This is a genomic window from Pseudoalteromonas sp. S327, from assembly GCF_005886415.1.
Taxonomy (GTDB): Bacteria; Pseudomonadota; Gammaproteobacteria; order Enterobacterales; family Alteromonadaceae; genus Pseudoalteromonas; species Pseudoalteromonas atlantica.
The window spans coordinates 1-19,474 of sequence record NZ_PNDP01000003.1 but is presented as its reverse complement, the minus strand read 5'-3'; the positions used below and the strand labels follow the sequence as shown (position 1 = coordinate 19,474).

General features: G+C 40.8%; 20 protein-coding genes. 18 read left to right on the top strand and 2 right to left on the bottom strand.

All coding sequences use genetic code 11. The features are described 5' to 3' along the window. Window positions 1-137: 137 nt before the first annotated feature. The 9 genes from CWB60_RS01680 to CWB60_RS01640 all read left to right on the top strand — a co-directional run bounded on the left by CWB60_RS01680 (window position 138) and on the right by CWB60_RS01640 (window position 10,713). Window positions 138-1,697: an ABC transporter ATP-binding protein gene (locus tag CWB60_RS01680; protein WP_138576537.1), complete on the top strand. Its 1,560-nt coding sequence runs from the start codon at window positions 138-140 to the stop codon at window positions 1,695-1,697. Next, window positions 1,694-2,797 (top strand): ABC transporter permease, encoded by a 1,104-nt coding sequence (locus CWB60_RS01675; RefSeq protein WP_138576535.1) that lies wholly within the window; start codon window positions 1,694-1,696, stop codon window positions 2,795-2,797. Before CWB60_RS01680 ends, CWB60_RS01675 begins: the two co-directional genes overlap by 4 nt. 2 nt (window positions 2,798-2,799) lie before the next feature. Continuing rightward, on the top strand, window positions 2,800-3,726 hold the full coding sequence (locus CWB60_RS01670; protein WP_024032830.1) for an ABC transporter permease: 927 nt from the start codon (window positions 2,800-2,802) through the stop codon (window positions 3,724-3,726). Window positions 3,727-3,793: 67 nt separating this feature from the next. Next, window positions 3,794-4,861: a BMP family ABC transporter substrate-binding protein gene (locus tag CWB60_RS01665; protein WP_138576533.1), complete on the top strand. Its 1,068-nt coding sequence runs from the start codon at window positions 3,794-3,796 to the stop codon at window positions 4,859-4,861. Window positions 4,862-4,937: 76 nt separating this feature from the next. After that, on the top strand, window positions 4,938-6,314 hold the full coding sequence (locus tag CWB60_RS01660) for a uracil-xanthine permease family protein (RefSeq protein ID WP_138576531.1): 1,377 nt from the start codon (window positions 4,938-4,940) through the stop codon (window positions 6,312-6,314). Window positions 6,315-6,344: 30 nt separating this feature from the next. Next, window positions 6,345-7,079 carry a DUF5020 family protein gene (locus tag CWB60_RS01655; protein WP_004587064.1) on the top strand — a complete coding sequence of 245 codons (735 nt, stop codon included), beginning with the start codon at window positions 6,345-6,347 and terminating at the stop codon, window positions 7,077-7,079. A gap of 211 nt (window positions 7,080-7,290) precedes the next feature. Then, on the top strand, window positions 7,291-9,189 hold the full coding sequence (locus tag CWB60_RS01650) for a TonB-dependent receptor domain-containing protein (protein ID WP_138576529.1): 1,899 nt from the start codon (window positions 7,291-7,293) through the stop codon (window positions 9,187-9,189). A gap of 9 nt (window positions 9,190-9,198) precedes the next feature. Then, on the top strand, window positions 9,199-10,212 hold the full coding sequence (locus CWB60_RS01645; RefSeq protein WP_138576527.1) for an MBL fold metallo-hydrolase: 1,014 nt from the start codon (window positions 9,199-9,201) through the stop codon (window positions 10,210-10,212). A 108-nt stretch (window positions 10,213-10,320) separates the two neighbouring features. Next, window positions 10,321-10,713: a DUF4019 domain-containing protein gene (locus CWB60_RS01640; protein ID WP_096042779.1), complete on the top strand. Its 393-nt coding sequence runs from the start codon at window positions 10,321-10,323 to the stop codon at window positions 10,711-10,713. Window positions 10,714-10,896: 183 nt separating this feature from the next. On the opposite strand, the gene CWB60_RS01630 is transcribed toward CWB60_RS01640, so the two are convergent. Continuing rightward, window positions 10,897-11,796: a LysR family transcriptional regulator gene (locus CWB60_RS01630; RefSeq protein WP_055255486.1), complete on the bottom strand. Its 900-nt coding sequence runs from the start codon at window positions 11,794-11,796 to the stop codon at window positions 10,897-10,899. 221 nt (window positions 11,797-12,017) lie between these two features. Here CWB60_RS01630 and CWB60_RS01625 point away from each other — a divergent pair, with 221 nt between their 5' ends. The 4 genes from CWB60_RS01625 (at window position 12,018) to CWB60_RS01605 (ending at window position 15,037) form a co-directional block, all read left to right on the top strand. After that, entirely contained in the window at window positions 12,018-13,172 is a 1,155-nt protein-coding gene (locus CWB60_RS01625) for an iron-containing alcohol dehydrogenase (RefSeq protein ID WP_096042781.1), read from the top strand. Window positions 13,173-13,320: 148 nt separating this feature from the next. Further along, on the top strand, window positions 13,321-13,500 hold the full coding sequence (locus CWB60_RS01620) for a hypothetical protein (RefSeq protein WP_096042782.1): 180 nt from the start codon (window positions 13,321-13,323) through the stop codon (window positions 13,498-13,500). Between the two features lie 309 nt (window positions 13,501-13,809). Next, window positions 13,810-14,229 carry a hypothetical protein gene (locus CWB60_RS01610; protein WP_138579807.1) on the top strand — a complete coding sequence of 140 codons (420 nt, stop codon included), beginning with the start codon at window positions 13,810-13,812 and terminating at the stop codon, window positions 14,227-14,229. 172 nt (window positions 14,230-14,401) lie between these two features. Further along, on the top strand, window positions 14,402-15,037 hold the full coding sequence (locus CWB60_RS01605; protein ID WP_138579806.1) for a trimeric intracellular cation channel family protein: 636 nt from the start codon (window positions 14,402-14,404) through the stop codon (window positions 15,035-15,037). A gap of 3 nt (window positions 15,038-15,040) precedes the next feature. Here CWB60_RS01605 and CWB60_RS01600 read toward each other — a convergent pair whose 3' ends face one another. Continuing rightward, window positions 15,041-15,406 carry a GNAT family N-acetyltransferase gene (locus CWB60_RS01600; protein ID WP_138579805.1) on the bottom strand — a complete coding sequence of 122 codons (366 nt, stop codon included), beginning with the start codon at window positions 15,404-15,406 and terminating at the stop codon, window positions 15,041-15,043. A 357-nt stretch (window positions 15,407-15,763) separates the two neighbouring features. Here CWB60_RS01600 and CWB60_RS01595 point away from each other — a divergent pair, with 357 nt between their 5' ends. The 5 genes from CWB60_RS01595 to CWB60_RS01565 all read left to right on the top strand — a co-directional run bounded on the left by CWB60_RS01595 (window position 15,764) and on the right by CWB60_RS01565 (window position 19,293). Further along, the gene (locus CWB60_RS01595) at window positions 15,764-16,603 is read left to right on the top strand and encodes a DUF417 family protein (protein ID WP_138579804.1); all 840 of its coding nucleotides are present in this window, start codon (window positions 15,764-15,766) and stop codon (window positions 16,601-16,603) included. Window positions 16,604-16,620: 17 nt separating this feature from the next. Beyond that, a complete protein-coding gene (locus CWB60_RS01590; RefSeq protein WP_004587073.1) occupies window positions 16,621-16,872 on the top strand; it encodes a Rho-binding antiterminator in 252 nt (83 codons plus the stop codon). A gap of 348 nt (window positions 16,873-17,220) precedes the next feature. Further along, window positions 17,221-17,739, top strand: a complete 519-nt coding sequence (locus CWB60_RS01580) for a hypothetical protein (protein ID WP_138579803.1) — start codon at window positions 17,221-17,223, stop codon at window positions 17,737-17,739. A gap of 567 nt (window positions 17,740-18,306) precedes the next feature. Next, on the top strand, window positions 18,307-18,819 hold the full coding sequence (locus CWB60_RS01570) for a hypothetical protein (RefSeq protein WP_138579802.1): 513 nt from the start codon (window positions 18,307-18,309) through the stop codon (window positions 18,817-18,819). 105 nt (window positions 18,820-18,924) lie between these two features. After that, window positions 18,925-19,293: a DUF7079 family protein gene (locus CWB60_RS01565; RefSeq protein WP_064387087.1), complete on the top strand. Its 369-nt coding sequence runs from the start codon at window positions 18,925-18,927 to the stop codon at window positions 19,291-19,293. Window positions 19,294-19,474: the final 181 nt, after the last annotated feature.

Genomic DNA, 19,474 nt, shown 5'->3' with positions numbered 1-19,474 from the left:
TGTTTTGGTACTGCTAAGAAAAAAACTTTTTCATCTTGGTAAGTTAATTGCAGATACCATGCCATTGTTGACCGCTTGGTCAGCTAAGTTTCTAGGCTAGCTTATTTAACCAACAAGCACAAAGAAAGGTTTAAATAATGGACAATAAATATCGCCTTACTATGCAGGGAATGACAAAGCAGTACCCCGGATGTATAGCCAACGACGGCGTAACAATAAAAATAAAACATGGTGAGGTACATGCCCTGCTTGGTGAAAACGGCGCAGGTAAAAGCACGTTAATGAAAATGCTTTACGGTGTAGTTAAACCTGACCAAGGGGACATGTTTTTTAATGGCCGCAAAATGGACATAAAAGAACCCGCCGATGCCCGCGAATTAGGCATAGGTATGGTGTTTCAGCATTTTTCGTTATTTGAAACCCTAACAGTTGCGCAAAATATCGCGTTAGCGCTGGGCGATTTAGCAGGGCATAGCAGCACACTTGCCAGCAGAATTAGTAAAACATCGGCTAGGTACGGCATGCCGCTGGACCCGCATAGGTTGGTGTCTACGCTTTCAACGGGCGAGCGCCAACGAGTAGAAATAGTCAGGTGTTTATTATTAGATATTCAACTGCTTATTTTAGATGAACCCACCTCGGTACTCACTCCGCAAGAAGTAGATGCACTGTTTAAAACCCTGCATTCGCTTAAAAAAGAAGGCTGCTCGGTGTTGTTTATTAGCCATAAGTTGCATGAAGTTATTGCGCTTTGCGACAGCGCCACTATTTTGCGCGCTGGCAAGGTAAGCGGGCATTGCATTCCTAAAAACGAAACCAGCGAATCAATAGCTCGCTTAATGGTAGGCGATAGCACACCAATAAGTAACCAAACGCGCAGAGCGACTGGCACTGGTGATTTTTTAACAGTCGATAACTTATCAACCAGTGCGCAGGCGTTATTTGATATTGCGCTTAAAAACGTGAACTTTGCCGTAAAACAAGGCGAAATAGTCGGTATTGCAGGGGTTGCCGGTAATGGGCAAGAGGAGCTATTAAAAGCGCTTTCGGGAGAGGAGCCGCAAAAAAATAGCAACGCAATAAAATTTAAAAATACAGCTGTTGATGCGTTATGCCCTCTAAAAAGGCGCAGGCTCGGGCTTGCATGCGTACCCGAGGACAGGCTAGGGCGCGGCGCAGTCCCTGATATGGATTTAGCGCACAATGCACTCCTTACCAGTTTTGATAGTGGTTTAGTTAAAAAAGGCTTTTTAGTAAAACAAAAAATTAGCCAACTCGCCGACAAAATCATTAAAAAATACAACGTAAAAACCCCCAGCAACCGTACTCACGCAGCAAGCCTTTCGGGCGGTAATTTGCAAAAGTTTATTATTGGCCGAGAGGTTGAGCAAAACCCACAATTGCTGGTTATGTCACACCCAACATGGGGTGTAGATATTGGCGCGCAAGTTGCCATTCACGAGGCAATTTTAACGCTGCGCGACGAAGGCTGTGCAGTACTGGTTATTTCAGAAGATTTAGACGAGCTCTATAAAATTTGTGACCGAATTGGTGCAATTTGCGATGGCAAACTCTCGCCTATTTTAAATACCGACTGTGTACCACTTGTGCAATTAGGGCAGTGGATGGCGGGCGATTTTAATCACGACACTAAAAGCAACATAGCAAAAATAACATCGCAAGGAGCGCCGGCATGATAAAGCTTGAACCCCGCGTAGAGCGCTCAAAAACATGGAGTTATCTTTCTCCTGTTTTAGCCATTTTACTCACTTTAATAACAGGTTATGTGGTGTTTGCCTTATTAGGGCACGACCCGCTTAATGCCTTATATACCTTGCTCGTAGCGCCTATTTCTGACTGGTACGGCGTTACCGAGCTATTAGTAATGACCATTCCAATTTTATTATGTGCCTATGGTTTAGCGCTGTGTTACAGGGCGTCGGTGTGGAATATAGGTGCTGAAGGGCAGCTACTGATTGGCGGCGTATGCGCCAGTGCCGTAGCTGTTAACTTTGTTGACTCTACAAGTTCCTTTGCATTAGGGCTTACATTACTTGCAGGTATTGCCGGTGGCATGCTGTGGGCAGGCTTAGCTGCCTTTATGAAATTACGTTTAAACACCAACGAAATTTTAGTCACCATTATGCTCAATTACATTGCCGTTAATGTGTTGCTGTGGTCAGTACACGGTCCATTAAAAGACCCATACGGTTATAACTTTCCTGAAAGCGCCTTATTTGGCGATAGCACTTTACTGCCGGTGATCTTTGATGGCACTCGGCTTCATTTAGGGCTTGCATTTGCGCTATTAGCGCTGTGTGCCACATGGGTGTTTATTAGTAAAACCTTTGTGGGTTTTCAAATACAAGTACTTGGGCTTGATGCATCGGCGGCCAAAATGGCGGGCTATAAACGCGCGCTTTTAATTGCCGGTGTATTGGTAATAAGTGGCGGGTTAGCTGGGCTTGCAGGGGCTGGCGAAGTGGCTGGGCCTATTGGGCAATTAGTGCCGCAAATATCCCCTGGTTATGGTTACGCCGCAATTATTGTGGCTTTTTTAGGGCGCTTACATCCGCTTGGGATCACCTTAGCAGGGCTGTTAATGGGGCTTATTTATATGGGCGGCGAAATGGCGCAAATAGAAATTGGCCTACCTAATGCCATTACCGGCATTTTTCAGGGCTTAATGCTGTTTTATTTACTCTCGTGCGATGTGCTTATTGGTTATCGCATTAAATTGTTACTGCCATTTAAACAACAAAAAACGCAGCTAACACCCATCGCACAGGAATCTTAAACATGGATTTAGAGGTATTCACAAATATTTTATACGCCACTATTCGCACCGGCACGCCTTTATTGCTGGTGGCTCTAGGTGAAATGGTATGCGAGAAAAGCGGCACACTTAACCTTGGGCAAGAGGGCATGATGTTATTAGGCGCGGTGGCAGGGTTTATAACCATGTACCAATGCGACAACCTCTTTATAGGCTTTAGCGTGGCTGCGCTTGTGGGGGTTATGGCGTCGTTAGTATTTGCGTTTGTAGCACTTAATTTAAATGCTAGCCAAGTGGCTGCGGGGTTAGCGCTAACTATTTTTGGCACGGGCTTGTCGGCATTTTTAGGCGTTGATTACGAGGGCAAAACCATTAATGCCTTACCTACTTTAGCAATTGCAGGGTTTGAGCATATTCCGCTACTGGGTAAAGCGCTGTTTTCGCAAGATGCCATTGTGTATTTAAGTTGGGCGTTAGTACTTGGCGCTTATTTATTTTTTAAATACCACAGGGCAGGGCTTGCGGTACGCGCTATTGGTGAAAACCCAGGCGTTGGTAATAACTTAGGCTTGCCTGTAATGCGTACTCGCTATTTAGCGGTGATGTTTGGCGGCGCAATGGCGGGTATTGCAGGGGCGTACCTATCGCTTGCTTACACACCTCTTTGGACACAAAACATGACCTCGGGTCGAGGCTGGATAGCACTGGCTTTAGTGGTATTTGCAAGTTGGCGAATTGAGCGGGTAATGCTAGGCGCTTATTTATTTGGTTTTGCCAGCATTATGCACTTAGTGGCACAGGCGCTTGGCTTAGCGGTGGATTCTAATTTACTGGCCATGCTGCCTTATGGTGCAACGCTTATAGTACTGATTATGCTAAGTAAAAATAAACAAAAACTAAAAATGTACGAACCCATGTGGCTAGGTAAACCTTGGCATAAGGGCCATTAAAAATTTTATACAAAGAGTAACAATAAGCCTTCAACAGGATATTAAAAATACAACACGGAGAATAACAATGAAAAAACTAATAACAGCGCTTGGCGTAGCACTTAGCTTAGGGTTAAGCGCGAGTGCAATGGCAAAAGACAGCGTAAAAGTAGGGTTTGTATATGTAAGCCCGATTGGCGAAGCTGGTTGGACTTACACCCACGATGTAAGCCGCCGCTACCTAGAGGATAAATTTGGCGAAAAAATAAAAACCACCTTTGTAGAAAGCGTGCCAGAGGGCGCCGATGCAGAGCGAGTTATTACACAACTAGCCAAAAGCGGGCACGATTTAATATTTACCACCTCGTTTGGCTACATGAACCCGACCATTAAAGTGGCTAAACGTTTTCCTAATGTAAAGTTTGAGCATGCAACAGGTTATAAACGCGCTAAAAATGTGGGCACTTATTTTGACCGTATTTACGAAGGGCGCTACTTAACCGGTGTTATTGCTGGGCACATGAGTAAATCTGACAGTATTGGCTATATTGCCGCGTTTCCTATTCCTGAGGTAATACGCGGTATTAACGCGTTTACTTTAGGCCTGCGCTCAGTAAAACCTAACGCAAAAGTAAAAGTAGTGTGGGTTAATAGCTGGTTTGACCCTGGTAAAGAGCGCGAAGCTGCCGACAGTTTAATCGACCAAGGTGTTGATATTATTACCCAACACACCGACTCACCCGCCCCACTTCAAGCCGCAGAAGCCGCCGGAATATACGCGATTGGTTACCACTCAGATATGAGCGGCTATGGTAAAAAAGCGCACCTTACGGCGCCAGTGCATCATTGGGATGAGTTTTACGCCGAGCGCGTGCAGCAAGTACTTGACGATAAATGGGAATCGCAAAATGTATGGAAAGGCATAGATGCCAGTATGACCCGCTTAGCGCCACTGAGTAAAGACATTCCTGCCAATGTTGTTGCAGAGATAGAGGCGATTAAAACCAAAATTGCCAACGGCGAGTTTCATCCATTTAGCGGCCCAATTAACAATCAGCAAGGTGAGCTGGTAACTAAAGCGGGGCAAACAATTGATGATAAAACCTTACTGGGTATGGACTTTTATGTAGAGGGTGTTGAAGGGCAGCTTAAATAAGCGCCACTGTATTTAAATTAAAACCTGGGCAAGGCGTATACCTTGCCCATATTAAAGCGCTAAAAGGATGTTGACTATGTCAAACCAAGAAGCAATCTCAGAAGACATAATTTACGCAGTAGAAGATAAACCAGGGCTGACCGAATCTTTTTTTGCTGCCCTGCAACATGTACTGGCAAGTTTTGTAGGTATTATTACGCCCACACTTATTATTGGTGGCGTGTTGGGGCTTGGTAGCGAAATACCGTATTTAATTAGTATGGCGTTGTTTGTATCGGGGGTTGGTACCTTTATTCAGGCTCGCCGTGTGGGGCCAATTGGCTCAGGGCTTATATGCGTACAAGGCACCAGCTTTGCGTTTTTAGGCACTATTTTGGCAACCGGTTTTACCGTAAAAGCCACTGGAGGCGGAATCGATGAAGTACTTGCCACCATTTTTGCTGTGTGTTTTTTAGCAGCCTTTGTAGAGATATTTATTAGCTTTTTTATAGAAAAGCTTGGCAAAGTAATTAAGCCTGTAGTGACCGGTGTGGTGATCACCACCATTGGGGTTTACCTCATTAAAGTAGGTATGACCGACATAGGCGGCGGGCAATGGTTATTAACTAATATGCCTGAAAAGTTTGCCTCACCAAGCAACTTAATTGTGGGCTTTTCGGTGGTGGCGCTGGTGGTATTACTAAATGCTAGCAAAAATCAGTGGGTAAGGCTTACCGCTGTAGTCGTTGCCATGTTAGTAGGCTGGTTACTTGCACTTATTTTAGGTATAGCCAAATTTAAAATGGGCGAATTTGATTTAATCGCCATGCCATTACCCTTTAAATATGGTTTTAACATTGATTTTGGCGCCATGATTGCCTTTAGCTTTTTATACCTAATTACCGCCATTGAATCCACAGGCGATATAACCGCAAATTGTGCGGTGTCTAAATTACCGGTAAAAGGCGCAAGCTATTTAGCGCGTATACGCGGAGGTATTTTAGGCGATGGCGTTAACTCAATGATTGCTGCCGCATTTAATACGTTTCCTAATACTACTTTTAGCCAAAATAACGGCGTTATTCAGTTAACCGGTGTAGCAAGTAGATACATTGGCCTGTGGATTGGTGTAATTTTGATTATTTTAGGGTTATTTCCGGTGATTGGTGCCGTGCTACAAAATATTCCTAAACCAGTGCTAGGCGGTGCAACGCTTGTCATGTTTGGCACAGTGGCAGCCGCAGGGGTAAAAATTCTTGCAAGCGAAAAAATAAATCGTCGTAGCTTACTTATTATTGCGGTGAGCTTAGGTATGGGGCTAGGGGTTAGCTTTGTGCCCGAAATGTTTATAAATGCGCCTAAGCTGGTAACCGCTATTTTTGGCAGCGCTGTAACGGTATCGGGTTTAACCGCCATCGTTATGACGCTTGTTTTACCAGAAAATTATTCAGCAAGTACAGATCATCTTAACTAGACTAATAAAATTATAACAAAGGGATTAACAATGAAAATTACAACAATTAAAAAATTAGCCTTAGTCAGTGCTATCGCGGTGTGTTCAAGTAGCGTGTCGGCAAAAGAGCTGTGGTCAGATTTTAGTATAACCGCCATGACCGGCGCCGATTACCTCGAGCCGTTCTCGGGGGAGGAAGATGACAGAAGCGTAGTAACCATTGAGCATGCATCGGGGCATACATGGGGCGGTACCTTCTTTTTTATGGATAGATTAAGTAACCCAGATGAAGTATACGGAGAACTAAACATAAACCCAACGCTTTACAAGCCACAAAACAGTTTTGTTAAAGAGGTGTTTTTAGGCCTACAAACAGAATATGGCTCGGGCGATACCGATCAAAATAACTACTTATTAGGTGGCGGCGTATCGTTAGATGTACCAGGGTTTCAATACTTTAATGTGGCTTATTACCGTCGTTTTCAGGACGATATTGGCATAGAGCGTGAAGATAACAACCAAATAACCGTAACGTGGGGCTATAACAAGGGTAACTTTAGATACGATGGCTTTTTAGATATTGTTGACAGTACCGACACTATGTTTGGTAAAAGTGAAGGCGGTTTTAACTTTACCTCACAACTTAAATACAACATTGCTCCTATGCTTGGCCTAGACACAGGTCGCCTTGATGTAGGTATAGAATACGTATATTGGAAAAATAAGTTTGGTGTAGATGGTCAAACAGAGCACAACCCAAATTTGATGGTTAAATGGCATTTTTAAAACCTTAAGCGATACAGAATACAAAAAGGCTGCTAGTTAATGCAGCCTTTTTTGTACAATAAACGCAATAAAATTGGCTTATTGTTAATAATGGCACTGGAGTAACTGCAGCTTAATTGATTAAGCTTTATTGTAAATTAATGAAATGTTAATTGCCGAAGTTATTGATAATTGTTATCATTACGCAAAATAACTAATTAAATACCACGTAATGACTCTGAAAAATACTTTAGCTCTGCCTCTAATTGCTGTTGCGCCATTTTACACTTTGGCTAACGCTAACAATGATATAGAAACAATAGTAGTAACCGCCTCAGGCTTTGAACAAACCTTAGCGCAAGCGCCAGCTTCTATTACCTTAATTAGCAAAAAGCAGCTAGAAAACCGCGCTTATAAAGACTTAACCGATGCACTTAACGATGTTGCAGGGGTTACGGTCACCGGTGGTGGCTCGCGACAAGATATAAGCGTGCGTGGCATGCCAGCGCAGTACACTGCTATTTTGGTAGACGGTAAAAAGCAGTCAGGGCGTGAATCACAACCAAGCGGCAGCGGTGGCTTTGAGCAAGATTGGCTGCCACCACTAGACGCTATTGAACGTATTGAAGTTGTGCGTGGGCCTATGTCTACGTTGTATGGGTCGGATGCAATTGGCGGCGTTATTAATGTTATAACCCGTAAAAATTACGACAATTGGCATGCTAATGTTCGCCTAGAAACCACACAGCAAGAAAACAGTAATTCGGGTGATGAATACCAAGGGCAAATATATGCAGCGGGGCCATTAATAAAAGATTTATTAAGCGTTAACCTTTCGGCTCTTTACCAAGAGCGTGAAGAAGATGAAATTGAGCGCGGTTACGGTGAAAAAGAGCTGACAAGTTACAGTGGTACACTGCATTTAACAGCCACGCAGCACGATGTGATATCGCTTGAATACAGCGAACACGATCAAAAACGTATTTCTACCTCGGGGCTATCGTTACCTAATCGAAATAGCTCTAGCGAAACGAACAATAACCGCAGCACGTGGTCGTTAGCACATAAAGGTAGCTATAGTTGGGGCGCTGCGCATTCGTATATTCAACAAGAGTCGGTTGAAAACGAAGGCCGTGAAATAACCATCGAAAATACCTTAGCAAATACGCAGTGGTCAATTGCACTTGAAAACCACCATGTAACATTAGGCGGCGCATTTGAACAAGAAAAGCTTGATGACAAAACAACAAACGCAGCCACTATTACTAAAATCGATAACAAACAATGGTCGCTATTTGCTGAAGATGAGTGGAGCTTACACCCCGATTTTACCATTACCACGGGTTTACGAGTTGATGATAACGAGCAGTTTGATCCGCACTTGAGTCCACGCCTATACGGAGTTTGGAATATTAATGAGGCATGGACCTTTAAATCGGGCGTAGCTACCGGTTACAGAGCGCCAGATTTACGCGAGCTTAGCCCTAATTGGATCCAAAGCAGCCGCGGTGGCGACTTATATGGAAATGGTGACCTAGAGCCCGAAACATCCGTCAGTAAAGAAGCGGCTGTGTATTATGCTAACAGTGATTTTCAAACTAATATCACGGTTTTTCATAATAGCTTTGAAGACAAAATTAACACCGTTTTATGTCCTATCACAGTGTGTGGTGATGAAACCGACCGCTATAACATCAATATTGATAAAGCGGTGACTTATGGGGCTGAGCTAAATATAGAAACAATGTTAAGTGCAGATATTACTCTTGCAACTAGCTACAGCTATACGTTTTCTGAGCAACGCAGTGGCGACAATAAAGGCCAGCCACTTACGCAAATACCTAAACATTTAGCAACGCTAAATATTAACTGGGATGTAAGCGATAATATTAATACGTGGGCACGTGCTAATTACCGCGGTAAAGAAACCGAAGCAGCCTCTATAACTAGCCGTTTAACCTCAGCCCCTTCTATTGCAACAGCAGATATAGGCAGTGCGTGGCAAGTAAACGGTAACGTTAAAGTTATGTTTGGTATTTACAATATATTTGATAAAGCAACCAGCTACGATGAATACGGCTATGTAGAAGATGGCCGACGCTACTGGCTAGCTATAGATACAAAACTATAAGGGGTTTTTATGCCAAAATTTATATTATCTGCTGTGGTACTTAGCTTTTTAGCTACGTACCCGGCTATTGCGCAAAATACACAATTAACAGCGCAAGATTATGTCGAAAAAGGCATGCAGTACGCTGATGAGTTTCCGGGGTTAACAAGCCTATGCGATATACAAAACCCGTTACGTGATTTAACAAAGCGTGTTCGCACTAATAATGAAGGTAAAAAGCGCAGTAAAAAGTTGGGTAGTAAACGGCGCTCATCAACGATTGAACCTACACAAGTGTTTGACAACCTTTATTATGTAGGTACTGGTGGAGTGGCAAGTTGGGTAGTTAAAACATCACAAGGGCTTATTGTTATTGATGCGCTAAATAACAACGAACAAGCTAAAAATTACATTGAAAAAGGTTTGCTCACACTAGGCTTAAACCCCGAAGATATTAAGTATTTAATTATTAGCCATGGGCATGGTGATCATTACGGTGGGCAAGAGTACTTAGTTAATAAATACAAACCGCGTGTTGTAATGAGTGAGGTTGAGTGGCGACGCTTAGAACAACCAAAGCTTGATTTTGAAAGCCCACGTTGGGGCAAACGGCCAACAAGAGATATAAGCACAAAAGAGGCAGATACAATTACGCTTGGCGATACCAGCATTGGCGTTCATTTAACGCCTGGACACACCCCTGGCACTATTTCGTTGTTGTTCCCAGTATACGATAACGGCAAAAAACATATGCTAAGCCTGTGGGGAGGGACTGGGCTAAACTATGGGCCTGATATTGAGCGAATTAGCGCTTACAGTGTTGCCGCTAAACGTTTTGGCAATGTGGCAATGCAGGCCGGTGTAGATGTGTTTATATCAAACCACCCTAAACGCGATGGTTCGTATGAGCGCATAAAGCAACTTAAAAATAGAGCCCCCGAGGCGGCGCATCCATTTGTAATAGGCCAAGAGCAAGCCTCGCATGGTTTTTCTATGTTGAGCGATTGCACTTACGCGCAGGTTTTAAAAATTAAAGGAGAGTAAGGCACTTATTTGCAAAAGTTTTTAATATTAGGGGTTAACCATTTAACCAATGTGTTGTAATTTGGAGTATCTATATTTACTTTTAACGCCAGATTAAAAGGAAGAATGATGAAACCCCTCATTTTAATTTTATGCTTGTTTATAAGCTGCTCAGTGTGGGCCGAAACCACTAAAAATATGCCCGTAGCAATAAACTGGTTACAGTTAATTGATGCGGGTGAATACACAAAAAGTTGGCAACAAGCCGATGCGTTATTTAAATCGCAATTAAGTAAAGCAAACTGGAAAAGCGCCCTAAACACAGTGCGTGCGCCACTAGGTAAAGTGGCTACGCGAGAACAAATAAGTGCTAATGCTTACTCATCTTTACCTGGTGCCCCGCAAGGTAAATACCTTATTGTGCAATTTAAAACGCAATTTTCAGCAAGGCTTGCGGTGGAAACCCTTACATTAAGTAAAAGCAGTGGGCAATGGCGCGCGGTTGGCTATTTTATTAAATAACCAGCGTTCAATACCAATCCGTAATAATACATAATGATTTTCAGGGGCTAAACGTGTCGCTATCTGCGTTAAAAAATTCTCATTTAGAACAACTAAATAGCGAATTTTTTGCCTTGCTATCATCACGTTTACCCATCCTCAAAATAGATCACTTAATTATGCGGATTGGTATAAGTTAAAAAACTATTTTGCGTATTTATTAATATTAGAAAAAGCCATTAACACATCGCGGGCATAATTAAGCCGTGGGTGGGCAAGCGCCCCTTTACGCCACGCTAAGTACAAATTGTTTTCCGGCCCTTGCGGACCAAGTTTAATTAACCTACCCGATTGAATATCGTCATGACATATATAATCAGGCAGCACGGTATAGCCTACACCAGTTCTTACTATGCCGGCGAGCGCGCGTATGTCGGGGCAGCGGGCAATTATTTTTGACGTACAGCTTTGCTTAAATACAATATCAAAATACTGGCGTATAAGCGGTAATTGACTGTCGTAACTGACCACCGGCAGCGTATTTAAAAGTGCTGGCGTAATGGTTTGCCCCTCTAAGCTTTGCGCTAATAAACGGTGCGCCACCAGTACTAGCTCTTCGCTGTCGAGCACTTCAAAGTCGTAAATTTTGTTATCGGGCAGGGAGGCTGTAATAGCCATATCGGCAACGCCAGTATCAAGCGCTGAATAAATTTGCTCACGATTACCAGGCAGCACGACCACATCAACATTGCCTGCTTGTAACAAATTTGCCAGCTGTGCTGAGGCAACATAACTAATATATTCGGCGGGCCCAGCCAGTGTAATCGTTCCGCTCACATCGTTAGAACGGGTGCGTACAGAGGCGACTTTTTGCTCTATAGCATCAAGGTGATTTGCCACTTGGCCTGCTAAATCGTGGGCGGCATTACTTGGTTCTACGCCTCGGTGACGCCGCTCAAATAACGATTTACCTACCACCGACTCCATTGTTTGTATATGCGCGGTTGCAGCTGGTTGCGAAAGCCCCAAATTTTTAGCAGCCCGAGAGATGTTTTTACAACGATATACCTCAACAAAGGTGCGTAATTGTACAAAATAAGACATAAAACATTAGGTATCAGAAATCCGATGGGTAAAGCAAGATTAACTGAATTCTACTTATTGTAAAGTGCGCGTACACTTGCGCTCGTTCAGTTAGACATTAAACATTTTCATATTTAATTTATAAAATAGGTAATTAATTACTTGAAAGTTAACTATTAATTCCCATTTTATAAAGCAATGAGCACTAGGGGCTGAGCCCCGTAACCAAGTAGAGTACAAATATGTTAAATTTTGCATTTAAAAACCGCACCGAGATTTTATTCGGCAAAGATCAAATTAATGAGATCGCAAGCCGCGTACCAAGCCAAGGCAAGGTCATGTTTTTATACGGTGGCGGTTCGATCAAAAAGAACGGCGTATATGACGATGTAGTAAATGCACTTGAAGGTGTGGACTTTGTGGAGTTTTCGGGAGTTGAGCCAAACCCAACTTACGAAACACTTTCAAAAGCTGTAGAAATTGTGAAAGAGCAAAACGTTAGCTTTATATTAGCTGTAGGCGGCGGTAGTGTTATCGACGGCGCTAAATACGTAGCGGCAGCAGCAAAATACGAAGGCGACGGCTGGGATATTTTAGTTAATGGCGCAGAAGTAAAAAGCGCATTACCTATTGGCGCGGTATTAACGCTTCCGGCTACTGGCTCAGAAAGCAACGGTAACTCGGTTGTTACCCGTAAAGAAACCCAGCAAAAACGTGCCTTTGGTACGCCAATTGTACAACCGCAATTTGCTGTGCTTGATCCTACGTATACATTCTCACTGCCAACTCGCCAAATTTCTAACGGTGTAGTTGATGCGTTTGTACATGTTATTGAGCAATACTTAACGTACCCAGTTAATGCGCCACTGCAAGACCGTTTTGCAGAAGGCATTTTATCTACGCTAATTGAGCAAGGCCCTAAAGCCCTTGAAAACCCAGAAGAGTACGATGTTCGTGCAAACGTAATGTGGTCGGCAACGATGGCACTAAATGGCTTAATTGGCCAAGGCGTACCGCAAGATTGGTCTACGCATATGATTGGCCACGAGCTAACAGCGCTTTATAGCTTAGATCACGCTGTAACACTTGCAATTGTATTACCACCGCTAATGTTTGTTCAGCAAGAGCAAAAACGCGCTAAAATTATTCAGTTAGGTGAGCGTGTATTTGGCCTTGATATGCAAGACAAAAACGAGCTGATTGATGCAACCATTAAACATACTCAAGACTTTTTTGAGCAAATGGGCATTAAAACAAAACTTGGCGATTACGACCTAGGTGAAGACGCGGTTGAAGCCGTTGCCAACAACCTTGAGCGTAACGGCATGACAGCCCTTGGCGAACATGGCGATATTGACATAGCTAAAGCGAAGAAAATTTTAAGCCTAGCGCTTTAATTTAATTGTTTTTTGAATGGCGCTTTTTAGCGCCATTTTTTCTGCTCAAAAAGCTAAAAGCTAAAAGCTAAAAGCTAAAAGCTAAATGGTGCAATTAACTAAGCGAGTTTATTATTTAACTTAACGATACAGCTAACAGGGACTTACCATGCGCGGCTTGTTATTATTTATTGGTTACTCATCTTATATTGGTAGTGTGGGCGATGGCCTGCTTGGCTTGTATGCACTATGGGTTTTAATAAGTAATAATTTAGCACTTTTGAGCTTATCACTTAATGATTTTTTAGCGCAGTATGTAGAGTTTATACCAATCCGCTTAATTAAGTGATCTATTTTGAGGATAGATAAACGTGTTGATAGCTAGGCAAAAAATTCGTTATTTAGTTATTCTAAATGAGAATTTTTTAACGCAGATAGCGACACGTTTAGCCCCTAAAAATGATTAAGTATTATTGCGGGTTGGTATTAGATATTGGGTGAAGCAGGTTGCTTTTTATGTCATGCCGCAAAGCTTTGCTAATTGGTTATTCGGCATTCCAGCCGTTATTTACTTTCCCGTACGTATACTAATGAGCCAAATAATTGGCTGGTGGGCACTAAAAAAGGCAGCTCAACTAAAAGCTGAAAGATACTAAAAGTGGTTACATATAAAAAATTCGACATACTCTTTCTTGACGGTGTCGCAGGGCTACTTGCAGGTTTAACGTTGTTTAGTTTACAAGGATGGTTTCACGAAGTTTATTCTTTACCTCTATATGTCCTTCAATTTATTACAGCAGCTAATATGCTTTATGGTGCGCTGGCATTATTGTTGGCTTCTAAAAGAAAAAGAAGCTTTTTGATCATTAAATTATTAGCTTTAGCTAACACATTTTGGACATTGATTTGCATCTGTTTCATTTTTATATACCTAGATTCTGCAAGTTGGAAGGGTATAAGCCTATTAATTTTAGAGTCTCTTTTTGTTGGCTATTTAGCTTATTATGAATGGGTTAATCGCAATAATTTAATTTACAGTCCTACTTATAAAAAATGTGTAAAAACTACTCACTTTTAAAATAATTACCTTTTTAAATATCGCATATCACAATAACCCATCATTAATTTTATCAAAAATTTATTAACCCATTGTTTTTAAATGTACTTTTAATCCTCGCTTTTGGCTTTTGCTAATTACATCTGGCATATAAATTGATACACCAATGTATAAAATTTAAAAGGGAATGCACATGACTGCTGAATACTTTATGGTGCTGGGGCTGCTCGGAGTGGCTTTTTTTGCGGTTGCAGGAGCACTGCTAGGCTACGAAAAAAACATAAGTGGTTTTGGGGTAGTGGTGGTCGCAACTGTTACAGCTTTAGGTGGCGGCACGCTAAGAGACATACTTTTAGATAAACCTATATTTTGGATAGCTACGCCTGAGTATTTATACTCAACTTACGCCGCTATTATTGTCACCATATTTTTTGTGCGTTACTTACCTCATGTAAATAACTATTACTTTTTATTAGTCGATGCTATAGGTATGGCATTATTTAATATTATGGGGATAGAAAAAGCCTTAATAAGCGGTACAGGTATGGTAATAGCGATAACAATGGGGATCACCACAGGGATTTTTGGCGGCCTAATACGAGATGTAATTTGCCGCGAAGTACCCTCAGTTATGCGAAACGAGCCCTATGCTTCAGCCTGTTTAGTAGGCGGCCTAGTTTATGCTGCGCTGTTTACCATAGAAGTCGATTACATTTGGTGTATTTTAGGCTCACTTTTTACCACTGTATTTTTAAGATTAGGCTCGCTTAAATGGGGCTGGCACCTAACCATTTTCAGAAAAAAAGATTTTAAAGATCAAAGAGAGTAGCTCTTAGTTATTTATAGGCTGAGTTTGCATATGGTACTCATAGTTATCTTCCCCAGTGATCTTAAAGCCTAGTCGAGTATAAAGTGTTTTAGCAGGGTTGTTTTTAAGTACTGTTAGTTTGATAGGCTTTAACTGTGCAGTTTTAATTACTTGCTCAATAACGCCTCTGCCGTAGCCTTTATTTTGATGGTTGGGGTGTATTTGTAATTGCATTATTTCAATGTGGCTACCCCATATTTTGTACTTTAGCGTACCTATAGTATCACCATTAAGCTGTATAAGATGAGAGCAATCGTATTGCTCGTCAACCCTTTCATTATGCTGTTGCTCAGTTAAAAATAAGCCGGCCACCTCGAGGTGCTCTACCATAGTAAGTTTTCTAAGACTTAATTAATAACCTGAGCCTTGGCTAATAAATCTATCTCAAGCAGCTATTTTTAGCGCTAACTGCGTTGAATTTACTTGCAATAGGCTAGCTATTGACGCGCAAATTCGCCTTGTTTTCACTTAAAATTTCTAGCTAGAGAAAACAGACCCAGTAACATTACTAACCAACTATATCTAAATCTCTTAACCAAAGCTCAGGTTAAACCTCTTTTCACGCGTGGCTTTTGTAAACGTAAAAACCAAAATGTCCTTCCTTGTATTAAAAAATTTAACTTTAGTTGAATCACTTTTTGTAAAAATTAGGTCTTTATTAGCCATTACAGATTTAATGGGCACACAATGAACATAACACACACAAATAACGCACTCACCTTTTTACTTACACTTAGCTTTGCATTACTTGGTGTATCGTTTGCTTTAGGTGCAAATCCAAACACACTCTCAGCTACCTTTAGTTTTTATGAACTTGATACCTTACTAAGTAACAATACATTAGGTTTGCTCACAGGCAGCGCTATGATTGCGTTGGCAGCAGCAACCTTAGCTGCGCATTTAAAATTAATAAAGCCGATGCCTGCACTTATACTCGCGTTAGTAGTTAGCATAGTGCCTTTACTTACCTTATTTGCCAGTAACCGCTGGATGGCACAGTTAGGCGGCTTTCCAATTATTGGCAGTGGGCAAGGCATTATTAAATACTTTGCTGTTATCCCTTTGTATTTATTTTTGTTTTATAAAAATAAGCTAACAGACAAACAACACGTACTTTTAAACTTTATACCGGTTGCTATGGTGTTACTGTGGATTGGCGGCATGAAATTTTATGAGTTTGAAGCCAAAGCCATTGTAGGCCTAGTAGAAACCTCACCTTTTATGTCGTGGTTATACACGGTATTTAGCGTACAAGGCGCATCAAATATCATTGGTGGGTTTGATGTATTATTTGCTGTACTACTTGGTGCGGGCATTTTACTTAACAATAAAAAGCTCATTATAGTTAGTGGCTTAGCGTGTTTAAGTGTATTTTTAATGACCCAAACATTTTTAATTACCGCAAACGGCGCGTTTAGCTCAAGCACGTTATTAGAGCGTTTAGGGCAATTTGTAATTAAAGATTTATGGTATGTAGGTAACTTAATTGTTATTGCCACTTTAATGCTACTTAAACCTGCTAAATAATATATAAAGAGGACGTTATGATCAGTTGCAACCATTACGATTACATCGAAATTGCCTGTATGCACCATTTAAGCGTTGAGCTTATTTTAAAAAATGGTGATAGTGTATGTGGTGTAGCAACTGATACAAAACGCAATGCACTCAAACAAGAGTGCATTGCCATTAACGTAAATGGCGAGCTAAAGCTTATTGTGCTCACTACAATTAGTCTACTTAAAGCGCGTGAGAGTAACCCTTACTTTGATCATGTGAACTTTGATGTAAAGTAAATCACTAACCAATTCGTTTTATCATAAACACTCCAGCGGGCCTGTTTCATTATTATGTTAAGGCTCGCTTATCTCGCCAATGCTTTAACTCATACGTGCTAAATGCACAAAGGCAAAATTTACCTTTAGAGTAAACTGTGCATATAAACAGCTATTGTGACGTTGTCCAATAACATTATTAAAAGTCGTTTTGGTGCAAAATAACAAAGGCTTTTTCACTACTGTCTAATTGCTTGTTTACATTACAGTTATTTAGTGGAATTATTGAGCAATGTAATATGCGCCGTTTTGGGGAGTTATAAACCCTCAAATTGGTGTTCAATAAACTGTTAGCCAACCGGAGGTAGTGTGTCTGTCATAAGCTTTTATCAAGAACCGAAAGATCTTTTCTTAAAGCTTGCTAGAGAGGGAAGAAGAGCTTGGATTACAGACTCTAAAGAAGATAGTGCTGATCATCTTTTCAATTACTGTATAACGGCACATTCATTAAGAGATTGGTGTATCAAATATCTTTCAATTCCTAAAAATGAATTTCATGAAGTTTGTAATAACTATGAAAGACTACAGTGGTGTAGAGACATAGCCAATTCTTCCAAGCATTTTGGTCTCGGGACAGAAAAAACCAGTACCGTCTCGAAGGTAAACGAAATTAAAGATGAATTGGTTACTATCACCCCTGATGGTCAATATAGTTCGAATACACAGAGCCGTGACTCTTTTATCATTGAAAAGCCCAATGGTGAAAATGAATTATTAATGATGTTTCTATTTTATTCATTTTCAAACTGGGAAGAAATCTTTGATAAGTATCAAATACCAAGATACCCAGACTTTTTAAAGACTGAAATGTTTATAGAGTTTAAATAATTATTGGCTAACAAGGCGTTTAAACGGAACTAAAATAATTGGTTAGCCTCCGCTTCGCTCCACATTATAACCAACAATTTTAGTCCGCTTAACGCGGCGTTAGCATTTAAATCTACAGCCTAATTATATTGCTAAAGGATTATCTTGAAATACTCTAGGGGTTTACTCTTTTCAGTAGGCTTGTATTTATTGCTAGTTGCTTTATCAACAATAGCAACACAGATTGTTTGCTTTGATGAGATGACTCAAAGCACATCATACATTTATACTCATTACGTCTTCGGGTTTGGTGCCTCTTTAATTGTTTATTAACTTAAGTGTCGGTGCCTTACTATATATACTGTTAGAAATAACAATGGAGCCTTTAACATATTTAATTTCTGCTTTGCTGCATGTAATCGCTGTTTTATTAGGTACGTTATTTGGTGTTCAATTACGTAGTAAAAAATTTAGCGTAATAAAAAATTGTTAAGTAGAACCTAAGCTGCTGGTTTTGCTTTCTCACTCTAACCTTAACCAACAATCTTACAGCCTATTTATTTGGCATAAGTAAAAAGGAGTTTGAATTTGCTATTTGATTGGTTTAGCGCTGAAAAGCCCAATGTTTATTTGGGATCGTTAGCTGTGGTTAATAACAGCCACTTTTCTAAAATAGAGTCGTCTTTTTATATGACGGGCGATTCAATTGAAGATCATATGTACCAGAAGCTTGAAGAGGTATTTTGCCTTCATAGTATTTCGTCTATTAAAGAGCCCAAAAAGTCAGATATTGGTTTAGATGTGGTTATAGTTACTTTGCATGGTGGCGATGCATTCACTGTGGACTTTGATACTGCTATTATTCCGCTTTTTTGGCGACCAAAAGTTAAATTAGTGTCGCGCTTGTATAACATTGAGCACAACAAGACGATTAAGACGTTTAGTGTTTCTAAGTCTATTACATGGCGCGAATTTATTGCCAAACAGTTTAGCTTAAGAGGATTCTTTCGCTGGGGCCCTTTGTATCATACAAAAGACATGGAAATACTGTTGTATAAAGCATGCTACGAGTTATTAAATAAAATGCGAAAAGCTATTTAACCTGTAGCAATAACAAGCATACTTAAATAGCTGAACACAGAAAATAGTTCACTTTGTTATTAATGGCAGGTTTTATTTTTAAACTTTACAAGGCGTTAGTGGCTTATGGATAATCCACGATTAGATTCAGAAGATAGAAAACCTATTTGGGATGCGTTGCAAATGTTTTGGATGGATATTGAGCCATCTGATGAGCTAGAAAACGCTATAGCTACGTGTGCTAAATCTAAGTATTCAATTTTAGAATTAGAGTATATCTACTGGAATGAGGTTTACCCTGCTGTTAATCAGAATTTTGCACAGCCAATACCTGAGTGGACTGGCTATGATATTGAGCAGTTATCAAAGTTAATAATTGCAAACGCAGGCAGAGTTAAACCAACTAAGTATAAGTTTTTGCATTTTGGGGCTAACAACTGGTGGAAAGAAATAGCCAGCGGTATAACAAAATATCGAAAAGACATTAGTAAATAACTGGCTGAACACCATACTAATTAGCTAATTTTATGAGGCTTTTACTAGTCAGGTATTTATACTAAGCGTAGCAGTGACGCATTGTTCAGCAGTTCGATTTTAAAGCACTAACTGGCTTTAACTAAGTAAAAGTTATATCAGCCGCATTTATTAAATACAGCTATTCAAACGCAACTATTCA